Annotated in this window: 12 protein-coding genes; 4 read left to right on the top strand and 8 right to left on the bottom strand. The window is 70.6% G+C overall.

Going from position 1 to position 17876, the window contains the following annotated elements; translation table 11 throughout:
- From QGN30_RS10075 to ffh, 3 genes are all read right to left on the bottom strand, one after another.
- Nucleotides 1–1833 carry an N-acyl-D-amino-acid deacylase family protein gene (locus QGN30_RS10075; protein WP_014380700.1) on the bottom strand — a complete coding sequence of 611 codons (1833 nt, stop codon included), beginning with the start codon at nt 1831–1833 and terminating at the stop codon, nt 1–3.
- Nucleotides 1834–1936: 103 nt separating this feature from the next.
- Nucleotides 1937–3019 carry an amidohydrolase family protein gene (locus QGN30_RS10070; RefSeq protein WP_009955184.1) on the bottom strand — a complete coding sequence of 361 codons (1083 nt, stop codon included), beginning with the start codon at nt 3017–3019 and terminating at the stop codon, nt 1937–1939.
- 19 nt (nt 3020–3038) lie between these two features.
- Nucleotides 3039–4595: a signal recognition particle protein gene (ffh, locus tag QGN30_RS10065; protein ID WP_009955183.1), complete on the bottom strand. Its 1557-nt coding sequence runs from the start codon at nt 4593–4595 to the stop codon at nt 3039–3041.
- Between the two features lie 205 nt (nt 4596–4800).
- Between ffh and QGN30_RS10060 the strand changes: the two genes are divergently transcribed.
- The 4 genes from QGN30_RS10060 (at nt 4801) to QGN30_RS10045 (ending at nt 8342) form a co-directional block, all read left to right on the top strand.
- Entirely contained in the window at nt 4801–5595 is a 795-nt protein-coding gene (locus QGN30_RS10060) for an alpha/beta hydrolase (protein ID WP_009955181.1), read from the top strand.
- A 101-nt stretch (nt 5596–5696) separates the two neighbouring features.
- On the top strand, nt 5697–7460 hold the full coding sequence (locus QGN30_RS10055; protein WP_029384858.1) for a DEAD/DEAH box helicase: 1764 nt from the start codon (nt 5697–5699) through the stop codon (nt 7458–7460).
- 61 nt (nt 7461–7521) lie between these two features.
- The gene (locus QGN30_RS10050) at nt 7522–7950 is read left to right on the top strand and encodes a DUF6188 family protein (RefSeq protein WP_009955179.1); all 429 of its coding nucleotides are present in this window, start codon (nt 7522–7524) and stop codon (nt 7948–7950) included.
- Between the two features lie 23 nt (nt 7951–7973).
- Entirely contained in the window at nt 7974–8342 is a 369-nt protein-coding gene (locus QGN30_RS10045) for a VOC family protein (RefSeq protein ID WP_029384856.1), read from the top strand.
- A gap of 18 nt (nt 8343–8360) precedes the next feature.
- Here QGN30_RS10045 and QGN30_RS10040 read toward each other — a convergent pair whose 3' ends face one another.
- The 5 genes from QGN30_RS10040 to smc all read right to left on the bottom strand — a co-directional run bounded on the left by QGN30_RS10040 (nt 8361) and on the right by smc (nt 17763).
- The gene (locus QGN30_RS10040) at nt 8361–10823 is read right to left on the bottom strand and encodes a [protein-PII] uridylyltransferase (protein WP_080552540.1); all 2463 of its coding nucleotides are present in this window, start codon (nt 10821–10823) and stop codon (nt 8361–8363) included.
- 45 nt (nt 10824–10868) lie between these two features.
- Nucleotides 10869–11207, bottom strand: a complete 339-nt coding sequence (gene glnB / locus QGN30_RS10035; protein ID WP_003878721.1) for a nitrogen regulatory protein P-II — start codon at nt 11205–11207, stop codon at nt 10869–10871.
- Nucleotides 11204–12625 (bottom strand): ammonium transporter, encoded by a 1422-nt coding sequence (locus tag QGN30_RS10030; RefSeq protein WP_009955175.1) that lies wholly within the window; start codon nt 12623–12625, stop codon nt 11204–11206. The genes glnB and QGN30_RS10030 overlap by 4 nt, the downstream gene beginning before the upstream one ends.
- A 153-nt stretch (nt 12626–12778) precedes the next feature.
- Complete coding sequence (ftsY, locus tag QGN30_RS10025) at nt 12779–14110, bottom strand: signal recognition particle-docking protein FtsY (protein ID WP_014380706.1); 1332 nt, start codon at nt 14108–14110, stop codon at nt 12779–12781.
- Nucleotides 14111–14172: 62 nt separating this feature from the next.
- A complete protein-coding gene (gene smc / locus QGN30_RS10020) occupies nt 14173–17763 on the bottom strand; it encodes a chromosome segregation protein SMC (protein ID WP_008258935.1) in 3591 nt (1196 codons plus the stop codon).
- Nucleotides 17764–17876 lie beyond the last annotated feature (113 nt).

Raw genomic sequence — 17876 nt, 5'->3', positions numbered from 1 at the left:
TCAGGCGCTCTGGGTCAGGGCGCCCTGTGGTCGGCGGGCGCGCTCGCCGGCCCGCAGGTAGCGGCCCGACGTCACGGTTTGCCCGTAGCCGTCGCGGAATCGGCCCCCGCCGAACACGACGACGCCGCCCACCCCGGTCGCGACGACGGCGTGGTCGTTGCGATTGACCATGCGGCGCAGGCCACCGTAGAACGGCACCGCTTCCTCGTGGTAGCGGTCGACGGATTCGTCCAGACCGGCCGGGTCGATGACTACGAAGTCCGCGCGGTCGCCGACCCGCAGCGTGCCGGCGTCGATGCCGAACCACTCGGCCAGTTCGCCGGTGAGCCGGTGCACCGCCTGCTGTATCGACAGGAAGGGCGCGCCGGCCCGGTGCGCGTCCTGGGTGCGCTTGAGCATGCGCAGTGCAAAGTTGTAGAACGCCATGTTGCGCAGGTGCGCGCCGGCGTCGGAGAAACCCATATGGATGCTGGGGTCGGCGGCGAGCTTGTCGAGCTGCTTGGGCCGGTGGTTGGCCACGATCGTGGTCCACCGGACGTTGCGCTCGCCGTTTTCGACGAGCACGTCGAGGAACGCGTCCAGTGGGTGCAGGCCACGCTCGTCGGCGATCGCACCGAAGCTCTTGCCGATCAACGACGCGTCGGGGCATTCGACGATGACCGCGTCGTGAAAGTCGCGGTGCCACAGCGACGGTCCTAGCTTGATGCGGTCGAACTCGCGGCGGAACCGACGACGATAGGCCTCGTCGGCCAGAAGTTCGTTGCGCTGCAACTGATCCCGCAGGTGCAGCGCTGCGGTGCCCGCCCCGAACTCCTCGAACACTGGCAGATCGATTCCGTCGGAATACAATTCGAACGGCACCGGCAGGTGCTGGAACCGCACGCTGGACCGCAGCAAGGTGTTGAGCACCCGGGTGCCGAGCCCGAAGGTGTGCACGGCGAGCGGCATCGACTTGGCGTCCGCGGAGACCAGCATGCTCATCCGGACTCCCTTGCCGCGCCCGAAGATTCGGCTGCTGGTCAAGAAGAACATCAGCGACAGGATCGGGTTCTGAAGATTCGGTGCGCTCTGCAGGATCCGGCCGCGCTTGCGCAGGACTTTGATGAGTTTGCGCCGTTCCCGCCAGGTCGCGAAGGTGGACGGCAGCGCGCGGGACCGGAAACGGTCGCCGTCGAGTTTGTCGATGGCCGCGTCCATCCCGGACATGCCGAGCAGCCCGGCGTCCAGCGCCTCGTCGAGCAGCGCCGCCATCTTTTTCAGCTCGTCGTCGGTGGGCCGAACCGTCGGGTCGGTGGCCCGTTCCAGTCCGAGCACCGCGGTGCGCAGGTCCGAATGACCAAGCAGCGAACCGACATTGGGGCCCAGCGGCAGGGCGTTGATCGCCTTGACGTATTCCGCCGCCGTCGACCACGTCCGGCCCGAACTCAGCGCGCCGAAGACGTATTCGCGCGGCACCGCCTCCACTCGGCTGAACAGATCGGCGGCGTCCTCGGAATCGGCATAGACGGTCGACAACGAGCAGTTGCCCAGCAGCACGGTGGTGACACCGTGGCGCACCGACTCGCGCAGGCCGGGGTCCAGCAGCACTTCGGCGTCGTAGTGGGTGTGCACGTCGAGGAAGCCGGGCACGACCCATTTGCCGGCCGCCTCGATCACCTCGGGGCAACCGGTCTCGTCCAGCGCCTCGGCCGAGACGGCGACCACGACCCCGTCGCGGATGCCCAGCGTGCGGGTGAGCGGCGCGGCGCCGGTGCCGTCGAACCACAATCCGTCGCGAATGATCACGTCGTAGGCCATGGCGTCCTTCCGGTCATCGTTGCCGAACGCTAACATAGATAGCACGCACTCGCAATCTTTCTTCGGCGCAGCGTGGCGGCGCCCGGACGCGCTGGTTAGTCTGCGTCACCGAGCGGCCGCGGCGACCGCGACGCGCCGGCTACGCCGGTGAACGGAAGATCTTGCCGCGCAACATGATCAGATCGGGATTGTTCAGCACGGCGGGCCCCGACCGCGGGTCGCGGGCGAAGCACAGTAGGTCCGCCGAGGCGCCGTGGTCGAGGCCGGGGCGGCCGAGCCAGCGGCGCGCGTCCCAGCAGGCCGCCCCCAGCGCCTGCGTCGGGCTCATGCCGATGCCCTTGAGCGCTTCGACCTCGTCGGCGATGCGACCGTGCGCGACCATGGTGCCGGCGTCACTTCCGGCATATATCGGCACGCCGGCTTCCCGCGCCGCGGCGATGCGCGACGGGCCGCGCGCGTGCAGGTCGCGCATGTGGGCGGCGTAGGCCGGATACTTCGCGGCGGCCTCGGCGATGCCGGGGAAATTCTCGAGGACGTTGACCAGCGTGGGAACCAGCACGGTGCCGCGGGAGGCCATCAGCTCGATGGTGTCGTCGTCCAGGCCGGTGCCGTGTTCGATGCAGTCAATGCCGGCGTTGATCAGGCCGGGCAGCGCGTCCTCGCTGAAGACGTGCGCGGTGACCCGGGCGCCGTGGGCGTGGGCGGCCTCGATCGCGGCCGCCAGGACGTCGTCGGACCACAGTGGCGCGAGGTCGCCGGCGCCGCGGTCGATCCAGTCGCCGACGAGCTTGATCCAGCCGTCGCCGCGGCGCGCCTCCTCGGCGACCGCGTCCGGCAGCTGCCACTCGTCCTCCAGTTCGCGCGAGAACCCCGCCGCGTAGCGCTTGGGTCTGGCCAGATGCCTGCCGGCGCGGATGATGCGGGGCATGTCGTCGCGGTCGTCGAGGCTGCGCGTGTCGGTGGGCGATCCGCAGTCCCGCAACAACAACGCCCCGACGTCGCGTTCCGTCTCGGCCTGGGCGATCGCCTCGTCGAGCGGGATCTCGCCGTGATGGCCCAGGCCGACGTGGCAGTGCGCGTCCACCAGCCCGGGCACGATCCATCCGCCGTCGAAGACGGTGTCGGCGCCGGCGATGGGTTCGGTGCTGATGCGGCCGTCGACGATCCACAGTTGGATCTCGGTCTCGTCGGGCAGTCCCACGCCCCGCACGTGCAGGCGCACGGCGGCTAGTTTCTTCCGGTCACGACTTGCCCGGGAACTTCAGCTTGGACAGATCGAAGTCGGCCAGCCCGGGCGGCAGCTCGTTGAGACCCTCGGGCATCTGCGACAGGTCGGGGAACCCGGCCGGCATGCCGGCGGCCAGCGGGTTTCTCGCCTTGGGTGGCGTCGGGCCCCGCCCGCCCTTCTTGGCCTTCTTGCCCGCCTTGCCCTTGGCGCCCTTGGACTTTCGCGTCGCGGACTTGCGCCCCATCCCGGGGATGCCCATGCCGCCGAGCATGGACGACATCATCTTGCGGGCCTCGAAGAAGCGGTCGACCAGCTGGTTGACCTCCGAGACCGTGACGCCCGAACCGTTGGCGATGCGCAGCCGCCGCGACGCGTTGATGATCTTCGGGTCGGCGCGCTCGGCGGGCGTCATGCCGCGGATGATGGCCTGCAGGCGGTCGAGTTGGCGGTCGTCGACCTGCGCCAGCGCGTCCTTCATCTGCCCGGCCCCGGGCAGCATGCCCAGCAGGTTGCCGATCGGGCCCATCTTGCGGATGGCGAGCATCTGTTCCAGGAAGTCCTCGAGCGTGAGCTCGCCGGTGCCGATCTTGACCGCGGCGGCCTCTGCCTGTTCGGCGTCGAAGACCTGCTCGGCCTGCTCGATCAGGCTCAGCACGTCGCCCATGCCCAGGATGCGGCTGGACATCCGGTCGGGATGGAAGACGTCGAAGTCCTCCAGCTTCTCGCCGGTGGAGGCGAAAAGGATTGGGACACCGGTCACTTCGCGGACCGAGAGCGCCGCGCCACCGCGGGCGTCGCCGTCGAGCTTGGTGAGCACCACCCCGGTGAAGCCGACGCCCTCGCGGAACGCCTCGGCGGTGGTGACGGCGTCCTGACCGATCATCGCGTCCAGGACGAAGAGCACCTCGTCGGGGTCGATGGCGTCGCGGATGGCCGCGGCCTGCGCCATCAGTTCGTCGTCGATGCCCAGCCGGCCGGCGGTGTCGACGATGACGACGTCGAAGTGCTTGGCGTTGGCCTCGGCGATTCCCGCCGCGGCGACCGCGACCGGGTCGCCGGGTCCGGACCCCGGGGATTCACCCGGGTGCGGCGCGAACACCGGCACCCCGGCCCGCTCGCCGACCACCTGCAGCTGGTTGACCGCGGCCGGGCGCTGCAGGTCGCACGCCACCAGCAGCGGGGTGTGGCCCTGCCCGCGCAGCCAGGCCGCCAGCTTGCCGGCCAGCGACGTCTTACCGGAACCCTGCAGGCCGGCGAGCATCACCACGGTCGGCGGCGTCTTCGCGAACGCCAGCTGGCGGGTCTGTCCGCCCAGGATGCCGATGAGTTCTTCGTTGACGATCTTGACGACCTGCTGCGCCGGGTTGAGGGCACCCGAGACCTCGGCGCCCTTGGCGCGGTCCTTGATCCGGGTGACGAAGGCGCGCACGACGGGCAACGACACGTCGGCTTCCAGCAGCGCCAGCCGGATCTCGCGGGTGGTGGCCTCGATATCGGCGTCGGTCAGTCGACCCTTGCCACGTAGCCCCGCGAGGGCGCCGGTCAATCGGTCGGACAGCGATTCAAACACCCCGCCAGCCTAGTGGCACCGCAAGCGCGACCCACGCCGCCGGGCGCAGCTTGCCGCGCGGACGACGAGTGTGCGGCCCGCCGCCCATTCGGCCGCGAGTGCGCGCGCGGCCGCACGCTCGGCCGTCCCGGTCGGCACGAATCCGCCCCGGACACGCGTCGGCGTGGCTTATGTTTCGGCAGGGACTAGCGAAGGGAATGACCTGATGCTCGAGCTGATCGACAAAGGGTCCTGCACTGCCGAGCACCCGGTGCCCCTGCTCTTCGTCCACGGCGGGTGGCACGGCGCGTGGTGCTGGGAACACTTCCAGGACTTCTTCGCCGACGCCGGCTACCGCACGGTCGCGGTGAGCCTGCGCGGGCACGGCACCAGCCCCACCGCGAAGCCGTTGCGCAAGGTGTCCATCGCCGACTACATCGAGGACGTCCGTTCGGTGGCCGACGACCTCGGTGGCGCGCCGATCCTGATCGGGCACTCCCTGGGCGGGTTCGTGATCCAGCGCTACCTCGAAGAGCGCAGCGCCCCGGCCGCGGTGCTGGTGGGCTCGGTGCCGCCGCAGGGCGTGCTCAAAATGGCGTTGCGCGTCTGGCGCCGCCGGCCGTCGATGACCATGGAAGCCTGGAACGATCCCACGCTGCTGAAATTTTTGGCCACCCCGGCGCTGGCCCGCGAATACCTCTTCTGCGCCGACACACCCGAGGACATCGTCGAGGCCTGCCGGCAACAGGCCGGGGCCGAGAGCGTGCGCGCCGCCATGACCGATCCGATGGTCCGCCGCGTCCGGACCCGGCGGGTGACCACGCCGATCCTGGTCCTGGGCGCCGAGCACGACGGCTTCGTCAGCCCCGGCGACGTGCGCGCCACCGCGCGGGCCTACGGCACCGAGCCGGAATTCTTTTCCATGGGCCACAACATGATGCTCGAGCCGGGCTGGGCCGACGTCGCCGAACGCATCCGCGACTGGCTGCAGACCCACGAAGCGGTGACCCACGCGCGATAGCGAGTCGAGTCGCTCCGACATCGAAAAGCGTTGGCGTGCTAGATTTCACAGCCGCCACTCAACCGAGCTGGCCGTGTCGAACAGCAACGATTGGGGGGCCTGTGTCGATGCCGGCCAGCAGCATCCAAGCGCGGACCGACACCGACCAGGGCGACGACAGCGGCGCCGCCGTGCTGCGCGGCTGGCAGCGCAGGGCGCTCGTCAAATATCTCGCCGGCCAGCCGCGCGACTTCCTGGCGGTGGCCACCCCCGGGTCCGGCAAGACGACGTTCGCGCTGCGGGTGGCGGCCGAACTCCTCGGCCAGCGCGCGGTCGAGCAGGTCACCGTCGTGGTGCCCACCGAGCACCTCAAGGTGCAGTGGGCGCAGGCCGCGGCGCGGCACGGCATCGCCCTGGACCCGAGATTCTCCAACGCCAACCCGCGGATCGCGCCGGAGTATCACGGCGTCATGGTCACCTACGCGCAGGTCGCCGCGCATCCCACGCTGCACCGGGTCCGCACCGAGCAGCGCAAGACACTGGTCGTCTTCGACGAGATCCATCACGGCGGGGACGCCAAGACCTGGGGCGACGCCATCCGCGAGGCGTTCGACGACGCCACCCGCCGGCTCGCACTGACGGGCACGCCCTTCCGCAGCGACGACAGCCCCATCCCGTTCGTGACCTACGAGGCCGGTCCCGACGGGATACGGCGGTCGCAGGCCGATCACACCTACGGCTACACCGACGCCCTGGCCGACGGCGTGGTCCGGCCCGTGGTCTTCCTCGCCTACTCCGGGGAGGCCCGGTGGCGCGACAGCGCCGGCGAGGAGCACGCCGCCCGACTGGGTGAGCCGCTGTCCGCCGCGCAGACCGCGCGGGCGTGGCGCACGGCGCTGGATCCCGCCGGCGAGTGGATGCCCGCGGTGATCACCGCCGCGGACCTGCGGCTGCGCCAGCTGCGCACGCACGTGCCCGACGCCGGCGGCATGATCATCGCCTCCGATCAGACCGCGGCCCGCTCCTATGCCACCCTGCTGACGAAGCTGACCGGCGAGGCGCCGACGCTGGTGCTCTCCGACGACCCCGGCTCGTCGGCGCGCATCAGCGAGTTCGCGGCGAGCACCAGCCGCTGGCTCGTCGCGGTGCGCATGGTCTCCGAGGGCGTCGACGTGCCGCGGCTGTCGGTCGGGATCTACGCCACCAGCGCCTCGACCCCGCTGTTCTTCGCCCAGGCCATCGGCCGGTTCGTGCGGTCGCGGCGCCCGGGCGAGATCGCCAGCATCTTCGTGCCGTCGGTGCCCAACCTGCTGCAGCTGGCCAGCGAGCTGGAGGCGCAGCGCAACCACGTGCTCGGCGAGCCGCACCGGGAATCCGAGGGCGATCCCCTCGACGGCGATCCCGCAACCAAGACGCAGGACGAGAAGAGCGACCTCGACAAGGGGTTCACCTCGCTGGGCGCCGACGCGGAGCTCGATCAGCTCATCTTCGACGGATCATCGTTCGGCACCGCCGCGCCGGCGGGCAGCGACGAGGAGGCCGACTACCTCGGCATCCCGGGCCTGCTCGACGCCGAGCAGATGCGTGCGCTGCTGCACCAGCGCCAGGACGAACAGCTGCAGCGGCGGGCCCGGCTGCACCAGGAGACCGGATCGCCGGGTGCCGTCGAAACCCCGTCGGCCACGGTGCACGGCCAGCTTCGCGAGCTGCGCCGCGAGCTCAACGCGCTCGTCTCGATCGCCCATCACCGGACGGGCAAGCCGCACGGCTGGATCCACAACGAATTGCGGCGCCGCTGCGGCGGCCCCCCGATCGCCGCCGCGAGCCGCGAACAGCTGCGGGCGCGCATCGACGCCGTCCGCCGGCTCAACGCCGAGACGTCGTGAGCCGGTACGGCATGGCCCACCACGGTTCTGCATGTGCCAAATTGGGGCCAGAGTGGAATCTATGACCGAACAGAAAGTGATCGAGCAGTGGCTCGAGGGCTGTGCGGTTCAGCGGATCATGTTCCGCGACGGTCTGGTGCTGAATTTCGAGGACTACAACGAGCTGGTGATCACGGCACCGATGCGTCTGACCCTGCCGGCCATCGAAACCTCACCCGCCGAAGTGATCGCCATCGACCCGAACCACCCGGCGGGTCAACTGCGTCCGCTCTTCGATTTCGCCGGATCGAGCTGCACGAGTGCCGTCTGGTCCGACACCGGAGATCTCCATCTCGAGTTCTCCGACGATCACAAGATCGACGTGCCGTGCAACGACAACGCCATCGCGTGGGAGCTCTACAGCAAGCACCACGGTTATGCTGCCTGCCTCGCGCACGGCGAATTGCGGGTCGTTCGGCTCGATACGGCTCGGGCCGACGGCGACCGGTGAGCTAGCACCCGCCGAGGTGTTTCATGCGTCGCGTGGACTACGTCATCCACTACGTGGAGTCGCTCACGAGGTCGGTGACGTTCTACCGCGACGTGATCGGGCTGCAGGTACGGATCGAAGGCGACGGCTACGTCGAGTTCGAGACGGCAAACACCAAGTTCTCGCTTTTCGAGCGGTCGAAGCTGCCGCAGCTCATCGGCCGCGAGGGCGGCGTCCCGCCGTGCGGTGAGATCGGTTTCCTGGTTGACGACGTGGACAGCGAGGCGGAACGGTTGCGGCACCTCGGTGTCGAAATCCTCACGGGACCGGTGGACCGGCCCTGGCGTGAAAGGACGCTCCACATCGCCGACCCGGACGGCCACGTCATCGAATTCGCCCAGAAGTTGCGGTGATCGCCGGCGTCATCGGGGTTAGTCGCCGACGGGTTCCTCGAGCACCTCGACCGCCGGCCCGCCGAGCGCGGCAAGCAGGCTCTGCTCGACCGCATCCCGCCCGGCTTGCCCGCCGGAGGCGGCCGTCACGCAAAAGACGTCGGCCGCTGTCGACCCGAACGTGTTGACCTTGGCCCAGACGATGTCGGTTCCGGCCCGCTCCAGCGCCCGGGTCAGCATCGCGAGCAGCCCCAGGCGGTCCATGGCGCGGACCTCGACGATCAGCTGGCCGGCGGTGGCCGTATCGACCCACAGGATGCGGGGCGGGGCGGTCGAGCGCGTCACCGGCACCCCGACCTGAACCTCGCCGGCCCGCGTGGACGCCGCGCCGGCGGCGTCGCTGTCGCGTTTCTCCAGCGTGCCCAACACGTCGACGTCACCGGCGAGCGCGCCGGTGAACTGCTGGCGCAGCAGGCCCGCCTCCGGCGGCGAACCGAACAGCGGCGACACCACGAATTCGACGACCGCGAAACCCGCGTCGGTGCTGGCCGACGCCGAATGGATGCGCAGCGAGTTCAGCGCCAGCACCGCCGCGGCCTTGGACACGAGCCCCCGCTGATCCGGGGCGGCCATCACCACGTCCAGCCGCTCACCGCCACTGGGCTTGATCTCCACGTGGACCGCGCGTTGAGCGGCCAACGAAAGATATTGGGGTGCAGTCGGTTCGGCCTCCGGAAGCGGCTCCCCCGCCATCACCAGCCGGCAGCGCCGAACCAACTCCTCGATCAGGGACGCCTTCCATTCGCTCCACACCCCCGGCCCGGTGGCCTTGGAGTCGGCTTCGGTGAGCGCATGCAGCACTTCGAGCAGCAGCGGATCGCCGCCGAGCGACTTCGACACGCGCTCAATGGTTTTGGGGTCGTTCAGGTCGCTGCGGGTCGCCACGACCGGCAGCAGCAGGTGGTGGCGGACCAGCTGCGCGAGCGTCTCGGAGTCGGCGGGCGAGATCCCCAGTCGCGGCCCGATATCCAGGGCCAGGCCCGCGCCGAGCACGCTGTGGTCGACGCCGCGGCCCTTGCCGATGTCGTGCAGCAGCGCGCCGAGCGCGAGCAGGTCGGGCCGCGCCACGCGGGTCGCCAGCGGCGCGGCGTTGACGGCCGTCTCGATGACGTGCCGGTCCACCGTCCATTTGTGCGCGACGTCGCGCGGCGGCAGGTCGCGGATCGCGTCCCATTCGGGCAGCAGCCGGCCCCACAGCCCGGTGCGGTCGAGCGCCTCGATGGTGGCCACGGTCGTCGGGCCGGCGGACAGCACAACCAGTAAGTCGTCCAACGCTTCCCGCGGCCAGGGCACCGGCATCTCGGGCGCGCCGGCGGCCAGGCGGCTCAGCGTGGCGGCGCCGATCGGCAACCCGGTGTCGGCCGACGCGGCGGCCACCCGCAGCACCAAGCCCACGTCGGTGTCGGGTCGCGCGTCGCGGGCGAGCACGATCTCTCCGCCGTATTCGACGACGCCCTCGTCGAGGGGGCGGCGCTTGGGCCGGCGCACCAACGCCGAGACGCCGCGGCGCGGCAGGGCGTTCTCGGCGGTGCGCAGCCCCGTCTCGGCGTGGTAGGCGATGGTGCGCCCGGCGTCGGATAGCTTGCGGGCCAAGTCGAATCGGTCACCGATGTGCAGCGCGGCGCTGAGTTCGTCGCCGTATTGGGCCAGCAGCTGATCGCGTCCGCGCCCGGACACGCGGTGCAGCTCGGTGCGCACGTCGAGCAGCGTCAGGTGGGCGTCGTCCAGCGAGCCGCCCGGCGACTCCGGGCGGGCCATGCCGTGGCGGTCGATGAGCTGGGCCACGCCGAGCGCGTCGAGCAACTGCACATCGCGCAGGGCGCCCCGGCCCGATTTCAGGTCCGGTTCGGCCCGCTGCGCGATCCGCCCGCAGCGCTCCCAGCGGGCCTGCGTCATCGCGACGAGCTCATCCATCCGGGAGCGAATTGCGCTGCGCCACTGGCGTCGCGCGCCCGCGATCAGTTCTTCGGACAGCCGCGCGTCGCCGGCGATGTGGCGTGCGTCCAGCATGCCCAGGGCCGCGATCATGTCGGCATTGGCCACACCCAGGGCGCCGGACACGGTCCGCACGCTGTGGTCGAGGCGAACGTTGGCGTCCCACAACGGATACCACAACCCGTCGGCGACCTTGCCCAGCACGTCGTCGGACTTGTTGTCGTGCAACAGCATCAGGTCCAGGTCGGAGTACGGCAGCAGCTCGTGGCGGCCCAACCCGCCGATGCCGACGATCGCGAAGCCGCTGTCGTCGTCGATCCCGATCTCGGCGGCCTTGGCCATCAACCATGATTCGTGCAGATCCAGCCAGGCGTGCCGCAGTTCGGCGGCGTGTAGCTTGCTGCCCTCGGACAGCAGTTGGCGCCGCGAGGCGGCCAAATCGACTGCCCCGCCGGCGCTTCCTGTCCCCGCTGGGTGCCCGGGCGGATCGGAGCCGTTCGGGGTCATGCCCTCGCGGCCCGCCCGGGGCGAATCAGCAATTGACGGAATGCGTCATAGCGCATCGGTTCCGCGCTCGCCGGTGCGCACGCGCACAATGGTTTCCACGGGACTGACCCACACTTTGCCGTCGCCGATCTTGCCGGTGCGCGCCGCCCGGACGATGCTGTCCACGACCTTGTCGACGATGGAGTCGTCGACGACGACCTCGATCCGCACCTTGGGCACGAAGTCGACGGAGTATTCGGCACCGCGGTAGACCTCGGTGTGCCCCTTCTGCCGCCCGTAGCCCTGGATTTCGCTGACCGTCATCCCCAGGACGCCCGCGTCCTCGAGACTGGTCTTCACGTCATCGAGCGTGAACGGCTTCACGATCGCGGTGATCAGCTTCATGACTGCTCTGCCTCCACTTTGTCGCCCACTCGGTCCTCCTTCACGCCGTTGCGGGTGTCCGCGACAGCGACCCGGGGCGGGAGCACCGAGCCGGTAGCCACCGCGAAATCGTAACCACTCTCGGCGTGCTCGGCCTCGTCGATACCCGTGGCTTCCGCTTCCGGGTTGAGGCGAAGCCCGATGGTGTACTTCAGGATCAAAGCCAGGATCAGCGTAACCACACCGGAGTAGGCGAGGACGCTGAACGCGCCGATCGCCTGCCGCTCGAGCTGAGCCCAGCCGCCGCCGTAGAACAATCCCTTCGACACCCCGACCACGCCGTTGATCGCCGGGCTTTCCGGGGCGGCGAGCAGGCCCACCAGCAGCGTGCCGGCCAGGCCGCCGACCAGGTGCACCCCGACCACGTCGAGCGAGTCGTCGAAGCCGAGCTTGAATTTCAGGCCGACGGCCAGCGCGCACAGCACCCCGGCGACCAGGCCCACGACCAGCGCGCCCAGGACGTTGACCGACGAGCAGGACGGGGTGATGGCGACCAGGCCCGCGACGATGCCCGATGCGGCCCCCAGCGTCGTCGCCTTGCCGTCGCGGATGCGCTCGGTCAGCATCCAGCCCAGCATCGCGGTGGCCGTCGCGACCGTGGTGGTGACGAACGTCGTCCCGGCGACGCCGTTGGAGCTGGTGGCCGACCCGGCGTTGAACCCGTACCAGCCGAACCACAGCAACCCGGCGCCGAGCATCACGAACGGCAGGTTGTGCGGGCGGAACAACGTGGTGGGCCAGCCGCGCCGCTTCCCCAGCACGATGGCCAGCATCAGGCCCGCCACACCGGAGTTGATGTGGACGGCGGTCCCGCCGGCGAAGTCGATCGCGTGCAGCTTGTTGGCGATCCAGCCGCCGTGCTCGGAGGCGAAGCCGTCGAACGCGAAAACCCAGTGGGCGACCGGGAAGTAGACGAACGTCGCCCACAGCCCGGCGAACACCAGCCAGGCGCCGAACTTCAGGCGGTCGGACACCGCGCCGGAGATCAGCGCGACGGTGATGATCGCGAACATCAGCTGGAACGCCACGAACACCGTGGCGGGCAGGGTGCCGGCGAGCGGAATGTCCGTTGCCGCAGTGCCTTTGCTGGGGTCGGCGGCCACCGCGTTGACGCCGATGAGGCCCTTGAGGCCCCAATAGGACGTCGGCTTGCCCATGAAGTTGCCGACGTCGTCGCCGAAGGCGATTGAATAGCCGTAGAGCACCCACAGCACGGTGACCACGCCCATCGCGCTGATGCTCATCATGAGCATGTTCAGCACGCTTCGGGCGCGCACCATACCGCCGTAGAAGAACGCCAGACCCGGCGTCATCAACAGCACCAGCGCGGAACTGGCCAGCATCCAGGCGGTATCGCCGGTGTTGGGCTGGCCCAGCATCGGGTATGTCACTCGCAATCTCCTCCGGTCGGGCCGCAATGGGACGTCGGACATGCGTCCGATGACCTGCGAGAAGATTGCGCAATGGTTGTTTCGGCGATGGTGCCGTCGTGTTTCGGCGGGATTAACGTCCCGCCCGCCGCTGCGGTGGTGTCAGCCGAGCAGCGCGTCGACGAACGCGGCCGGTTCGAATGGCGCGAGGTCGTCCGGGCCCTCACCGAGCCCGACCAGCTTGACCGGCACGCCGAGCTCCTGCTGGACCCTAAAGACGATGCCGCCCTTGGCCGTTCCGTCCAGCTTGGTCAGGACGGCCCCGGTGATCTCGACGACCTCGGCGAACACCCGGGCCTGGGCCAGGCCGTTCTGCCCGATGGTGGCGTCGAGCACCAGCAGCACCTCGTCGACCGCGGCGCGCCGGGTCACCACGCGCTTGACCTTGTCGAGTTCGTCCATCAGCCCGACCTTGGTGTGCAACCGGCCCGCGGTGTCGATGAGCACGACGTCGACGCCGGCGGCGATGCCCTTGTCGACGGCGTCGAACGCCACCGACGCCGGGTCGGCGCCTTCGGCCCCGCGCACCACCTCGGCGCCCACCCGCGACGCCCAGGTCTGCAGCTGGTCGGCGGCCGCGGCCCGGAAGGTGTCGGCGGCGCCCAGGACGACGCGCCGCCCGTCGGCGACCAGGACGCGGGCGAGCTTGCCGACCGTGGTGGTCTTCCCGGTGCCGTTCACGCCGACGACCAGCAGCACCGAGGGATGGTCGGCGTGCGGCAGCGCCCGGATCGACCGGTCCATGCCGGGCTGCAGCTCCTTGATCAGCACGTCGCGCAGCACGGCCTTCGCGTCGGCCTCGGTGCGCACGTCGCTGCCGGCCAGCCGGGCGCGCAGCTGGGCGATGACCGATTCGGCGACGACGGGGCCCAGGTCGGCGACGAGCAGCGTGTCCTCGACGTCCTGCCAGGCGTCTTCGTCGAGGTCGCCGCCGCCGATCAGGCCCAGCATGCTGCGGCCGAACGCGCTTTGCGAACGGGCCAGCCGGCCGCGCAGCCGTTCCAGGCGGCCCTCGGGCGGCGCGATCTCCTCGATCTCGGGGGCGGCCGGCGTTTCGGGCGCCGGGGTCTCGGGCGCCGGGGTTTCGGGTTCGGGTGGCGCGGCGGGGATCGGTGGCGGCGCGACGGTCTCCGGTTCGGGGAGGTCGACGTCGGAGATGGTGCGCCGCGGCGCGTCGCGCGGGATGGTGGCGTCGTCGCCCACCCCGGGCAGCCCGGTGGTGTCGAGCCGCTCGGGCGGCGCCACGGTCGGTGTCTGGCTGAAGGTGATCCCGGACGACGCGGTGTATCCGCCGGAGCGGTCGATCGCCCCGGGTTCGGCGCGCGTCGAGAAGCTGATCCGCCGCCGGCGATACCGCAGCAGGCCCAAGACCAGCGCGACCAGGACGACGAGAGCTATCAGGACCGCGAGCGCGATCCAAAGACCTTGGGACACGCTGACATTGTTTCAAGCGGTCCGGTGCCGGTCGGTCACCGGGGCGTGCCCCGGCCCGCCGATCAGGTCGTGACCAACTGCTCCACCTGCTGGCCGCGCATCCGCTGGGAGATCACCGCGGTGATGCCGTCGCCCTGCATGGTCACGCCGTAGAGCGCGTCGGCGACCTCCATGGTCGGCTTCTGGTGGGTGATGATGATGAGCTGCGAGCGCGCCCGCAGCAGCTCGAACAGCGAGATCAGGCGCCGCAGGTTGGTGTCGTCGAGGGCGGCCTCCACCTCGTCCATGATGTAGAACGGCGACGGGCGGGCCCGGAAGATCGCCACCAGCATCGCCACCGCCGTGAGCGCCTTCTCGCCACCGGACAGCAGGGAGAGCCGGGTGACCTTCTTGCCCGGCGGACGGGCTTCCACCTCGATGCCGGTGGTGAGCATGTCGCCCGGATCGGTCAGCCGCAGCCGGCCCTCGCCGCCGGGGAACAGCACGGTGAACACCTCGGTGAATTCGCGCTCCACGTCGGCGTAGGCCTCGCTGAACACCTGCAGGATGCGGGCGTCGACCTCGTCGACCACCCCGAGCAGGTCCTTGCGGGCGGCCTTGACGTCCTCGAGCTGGGTGGACAGGAAGTTGTAGCGCTCCTCGAGCGCGGCGAACTCCTCCAGCGCCAGCGGGTTGACCCTGCCCAGTTCGGCCAGTTCGCGCTCGGCCCGCTTGGCGCGGCGCTCCTGGGTGGCGCGGTCGTAGGGAATGGGGGCCGGCGCGAAGACCTGCTCGCCGCGCTCCTTGGCCTGCTCGTATTCGGCCATTTCCAGGTCGGTCGGCGGCAGCTCGTTCTGCGGGCCGTACTCGGCGATCAAATCCTCGGGCGCCATGCCGAACTGCTCGAGCACCATCTGCTCGAGCTGCTCGATCCGCAGCGCAGCCTGGGCGTTGGCCACCTCGTCGCGGTGCAGCGAGTCGGTCAGGGCGGCCACCCGGGCGCCCAGCGCGTTCACCTCGTCGCGCACCGCCGCCATCGCCGTCGCGCGCTGCTGGCGTTCGGCGGCCAGGGCGTCGCGGATCTTGGACGCCGAGTCGACGACCCCGTTCAACCGCTGCGCCAGCAGCCGGCCGGAGTCGGCCACCGCCGCGGCCACCGCGGCCGCCCGCAGCCGCGCCTCACGTGCTTGCTGGGCCCGCACCCGGGCTTCGCGTTCGGCGGCGGCCGCGCGGCGCAACGAATCCGCCCGCCCGCGCACCGCGTTCGCGCGCTCCTCGGCGGTGCGCACCGCGAGCCGGGCCTCCACTTCGACGCTGCGCGCGTTCTCGGTGGCGGCGGCGATCTGCTGGCGGTCCACCGGTTCCTCCGCCGGCGCCTGCTGGGTCTCCTGGGCGTTGCGCAGCCGGGTTTCCAGTTCGGTGACTTCGGCGACGGTCTGGGTCCGGCCCGCTTCGAGCTCCTCGCGTTGCCGCAGCAGCCTGCTCCACTCGTCCTCGGACGTGCGGGCTTCCTGGCCGAGCCGGCCGAGCTGTTCGTACATTCCCGAGATGGCGCTGTCGGATTCGTTGAGGGCGGCCAGCGCCTGCTCGGCGGAGTCCTGGCGGGCGGCCTGCTCGGTCAGCGCGCCGGACAGCGCCGCGCTCAGCTGGGCCACCTGGGCCTCCGCGGCGGTCAGCTCGTCGCCGGCCTTGTCGATCTCGGAGGTCACCTCGAGCGTGGACAGCTTGCGATCGGAGCCCCCACTCACCCAGCCGGCGCCCACCAGGTCGCCGTCGAGGGTGACCGCGCGCAACCGGGGATGCTCGGCCACCAGGGCCAGCGCCCGGTCCAGGTCGTCGACCACCGCGACGCCCGAGAGCATCGCCGTGATCGCGCCGCGCAGCCGCTCGGGAGCGTCGATCAGGTCGAGCGCCCACAGCGCGCCCGCCGGGGCGGCCTGCGGGGCGGGGTGATCGGCGGGCCAGTCTCCGAGCACCAGCGCGGCCCGGCCGCCGTCGGCCTGTTTGAGCGCGGCGACCGCGGACCGGGCCGCGCCGAAGCTCTCGGCGGCCAGCGCGTCGGCCGCCGATCCCAGCACCGCGGCCAGCGCCGCCTCGTAGCCGGAGCGGACCTTGACCAGCTTGGCCATCGGACCCAAAAGCCCTGTGCCGGAATGGTTTTGGGTAAGCCAGGCGGCGCCGTCCTTGCGTTCGAGGCCGACGGCGAGCGCGTCGATGCGGGCGCGCAGCGAGGCCACCTGGCGTTCGGCGTCCCGCTCGGCGGACTGCAGTTCGGCGACCCGCGCGTCGGCCAACCGCAGCGCGGCCACGGTGCGCTCGTGGTGCTCGTCGAGTCCCATCTCGCCCTGGTCGAGTTCCCCGACGCGGCCCTGCACGGTTTCGAATTCGGCCTTGGCCTGCTGGGCGCGGGCGGCGGCGGCTTCGATGCGTTCGGACAGCCGCGCGACGCTGTCGTCGATCGACTCGACGCGCGCCCGCATCGTCTCCACCTGACCGGCCAGCCGCGCCAGCCCTTCGCGCCGATCCGCCTCGGCGCGCACCGCCGCCATATGCGCCCGGTCGGCCTCGGCGGCCTCGCGCTCGCGCTCGGCCAACTCGGCGCGCGCGCCGTCGAGCCGGGTGCGCGCCGCGGCCAACTCCGCCAGCAGCCGCTGCTCGGCGATCGCGACCTGCTCGGCCTCGGCTTCCAAAGCGTCGGGGTCGGTGTCGCCGGCCGCCACCGGCTCCACGTCGAGGTGCTGGGCCCGCTCGCTGGCGATGCGCACCGTGGCGGCCACCCGTTCGGCCAGCGCGGACAGCGCGAACCAGGTGTGCTGCACCGATTCGGCGCGTCCGGAGAGCTCGCCGACGGCGGTCTCGTGCGCGGTGAGTTCCTCGGACGCGACGGCCAGCCGCGCGGAGGCCTCGTCGTGTTCGCGCCGCATGGCGGCCTCGGCCTCGAAGATGGCCTCGCGCTCGCCCTTGCGGTTGACCAGGTCGTCGGCGGCCAGCCGCAGCCGCGCGTCACGCAGGTCGGCCTGGATCGTCTGGGCGCGGCGGGCCACCTCGGCCTGGCGGCCCAACGGTTTGAGTTGGCGGCGCAGCTCGGTGGTCAGGTCGGTGAGCCGGGCCAGGTTCGCCGACATCGCGTCGAGCTTGCGGAGGGCCTTCTCCTTGCGCTTGCGGTGCTTGAGCACGCCCGCGGCTTCCTCGATGAACGCGCGACGGTCCTCGGGCCGCGACTGCAGGATCTCGTCGAGCTTGCCCTGCCCGACGATGACGTGCATCTCCCGGCCGATCCCGGAGTCGCTCAGTAGTTCCTGAACATCCATCAAACGGCAACTGCTGCCGTTGATTTCGTATTCGCTGGCGCCGTCGCGGAACATCCGCCGGGTGATCGAGACCTCGGAGTACTCGATGGGCAGCGCGTTGTCGGAGTTGTCGATGGTGACGGTGACCTCGGCGCGGCCCAGCGGGGCGCGCGACGAGGTCCCGGCGAAGATGACGTCCTCCATCTTCCCGCCGCGCAGCGTCTTGGCGCCCTGCTCGCCCATGACCCAGGCCAGCGCGTCGACGACGTTGGACTTGCCCGAACCGTTGGGCCCGACCACCGCGGTGATGCCCGGCTCGAAACGCAGAGTCGTCGGCGAGGCAAAGGACTTGAAGCCCTTCAGCGTCAGACTCTTGAGGTACACGGCGAGCCAGACTACCGCTCAAACCATCCCGGACAGGCTCACCGAGGGGTGTCGGCCGGGCCGAAATCTGCCGGCGGCGTCGCGGGGCGACGCACTGGTCACAGTGGTCACAT

It is taken from the genome of Mycobacterium sp. 3-98 (assembly GCF_035918355.1).
In the GTDB taxonomy this organism is placed as follows: domain Bacteria; phylum Actinomycetota; class Actinomycetes; order Mycobacteriales; family Mycobacteriaceae; genus Mycobacterium; species Mycobacterium intracellulare.
The sequence above is the reverse complement of the archived record's forward strand: the minus strand, read 5'-3'. Positions and strand labels throughout refer to the sequence as shown.

Bases quoted from the DNA above. Each gene is read 5' to 3' on its own strand.
- glnB (WP_003878721.1), bottom strand. From the start codon at position 11,207: ATGAAGCTGATCACCGCGATCGTGAAGCCGTTCACGCTCGATGACGTG.
- QGN30_RS10075 (WP_014380700.1), bottom strand. From the start codon at position 1,833: ATGTTAGCGTTCGGCAACGATGACCGGAAGGACGCCATGGCCTACGAC.
- QGN30_RS10030 (WP_009955175.1), bottom strand. From the start codon at position 12,625: ATGCTGGGCCAGCCCAACACCGGCGATACCGCCTGGATGCTGGCCAGT.
- QGN30_RS10050 (WP_009955179.1), top strand. From the start codon at position 7,522: ATGACCGAACAGAAAGTGATCGAGCAGTGGCTCGAGGGCTGTGCGGTT.
- QGN30_RS10060 (WP_009955181.1), top strand. From the start codon at position 4,801: ATGCTCGAGCTGATCGACAAAGGGTCCTGCACTGCCGAGCACCCGGTG.
- QGN30_RS10040 (WP_080552540.1), bottom strand. From the start codon at position 10,823: ATGACCCCGAACGGCTCCGATCCGCCCGGGCACCCAGCGGGGACAGGA.
- QGN30_RS10045 (WP_029384856.1), top strand. From the start codon at position 7,974: ATGCGTCGCGTGGACTACGTCATCCACTACGTGGAGTCGCTCACGAGG.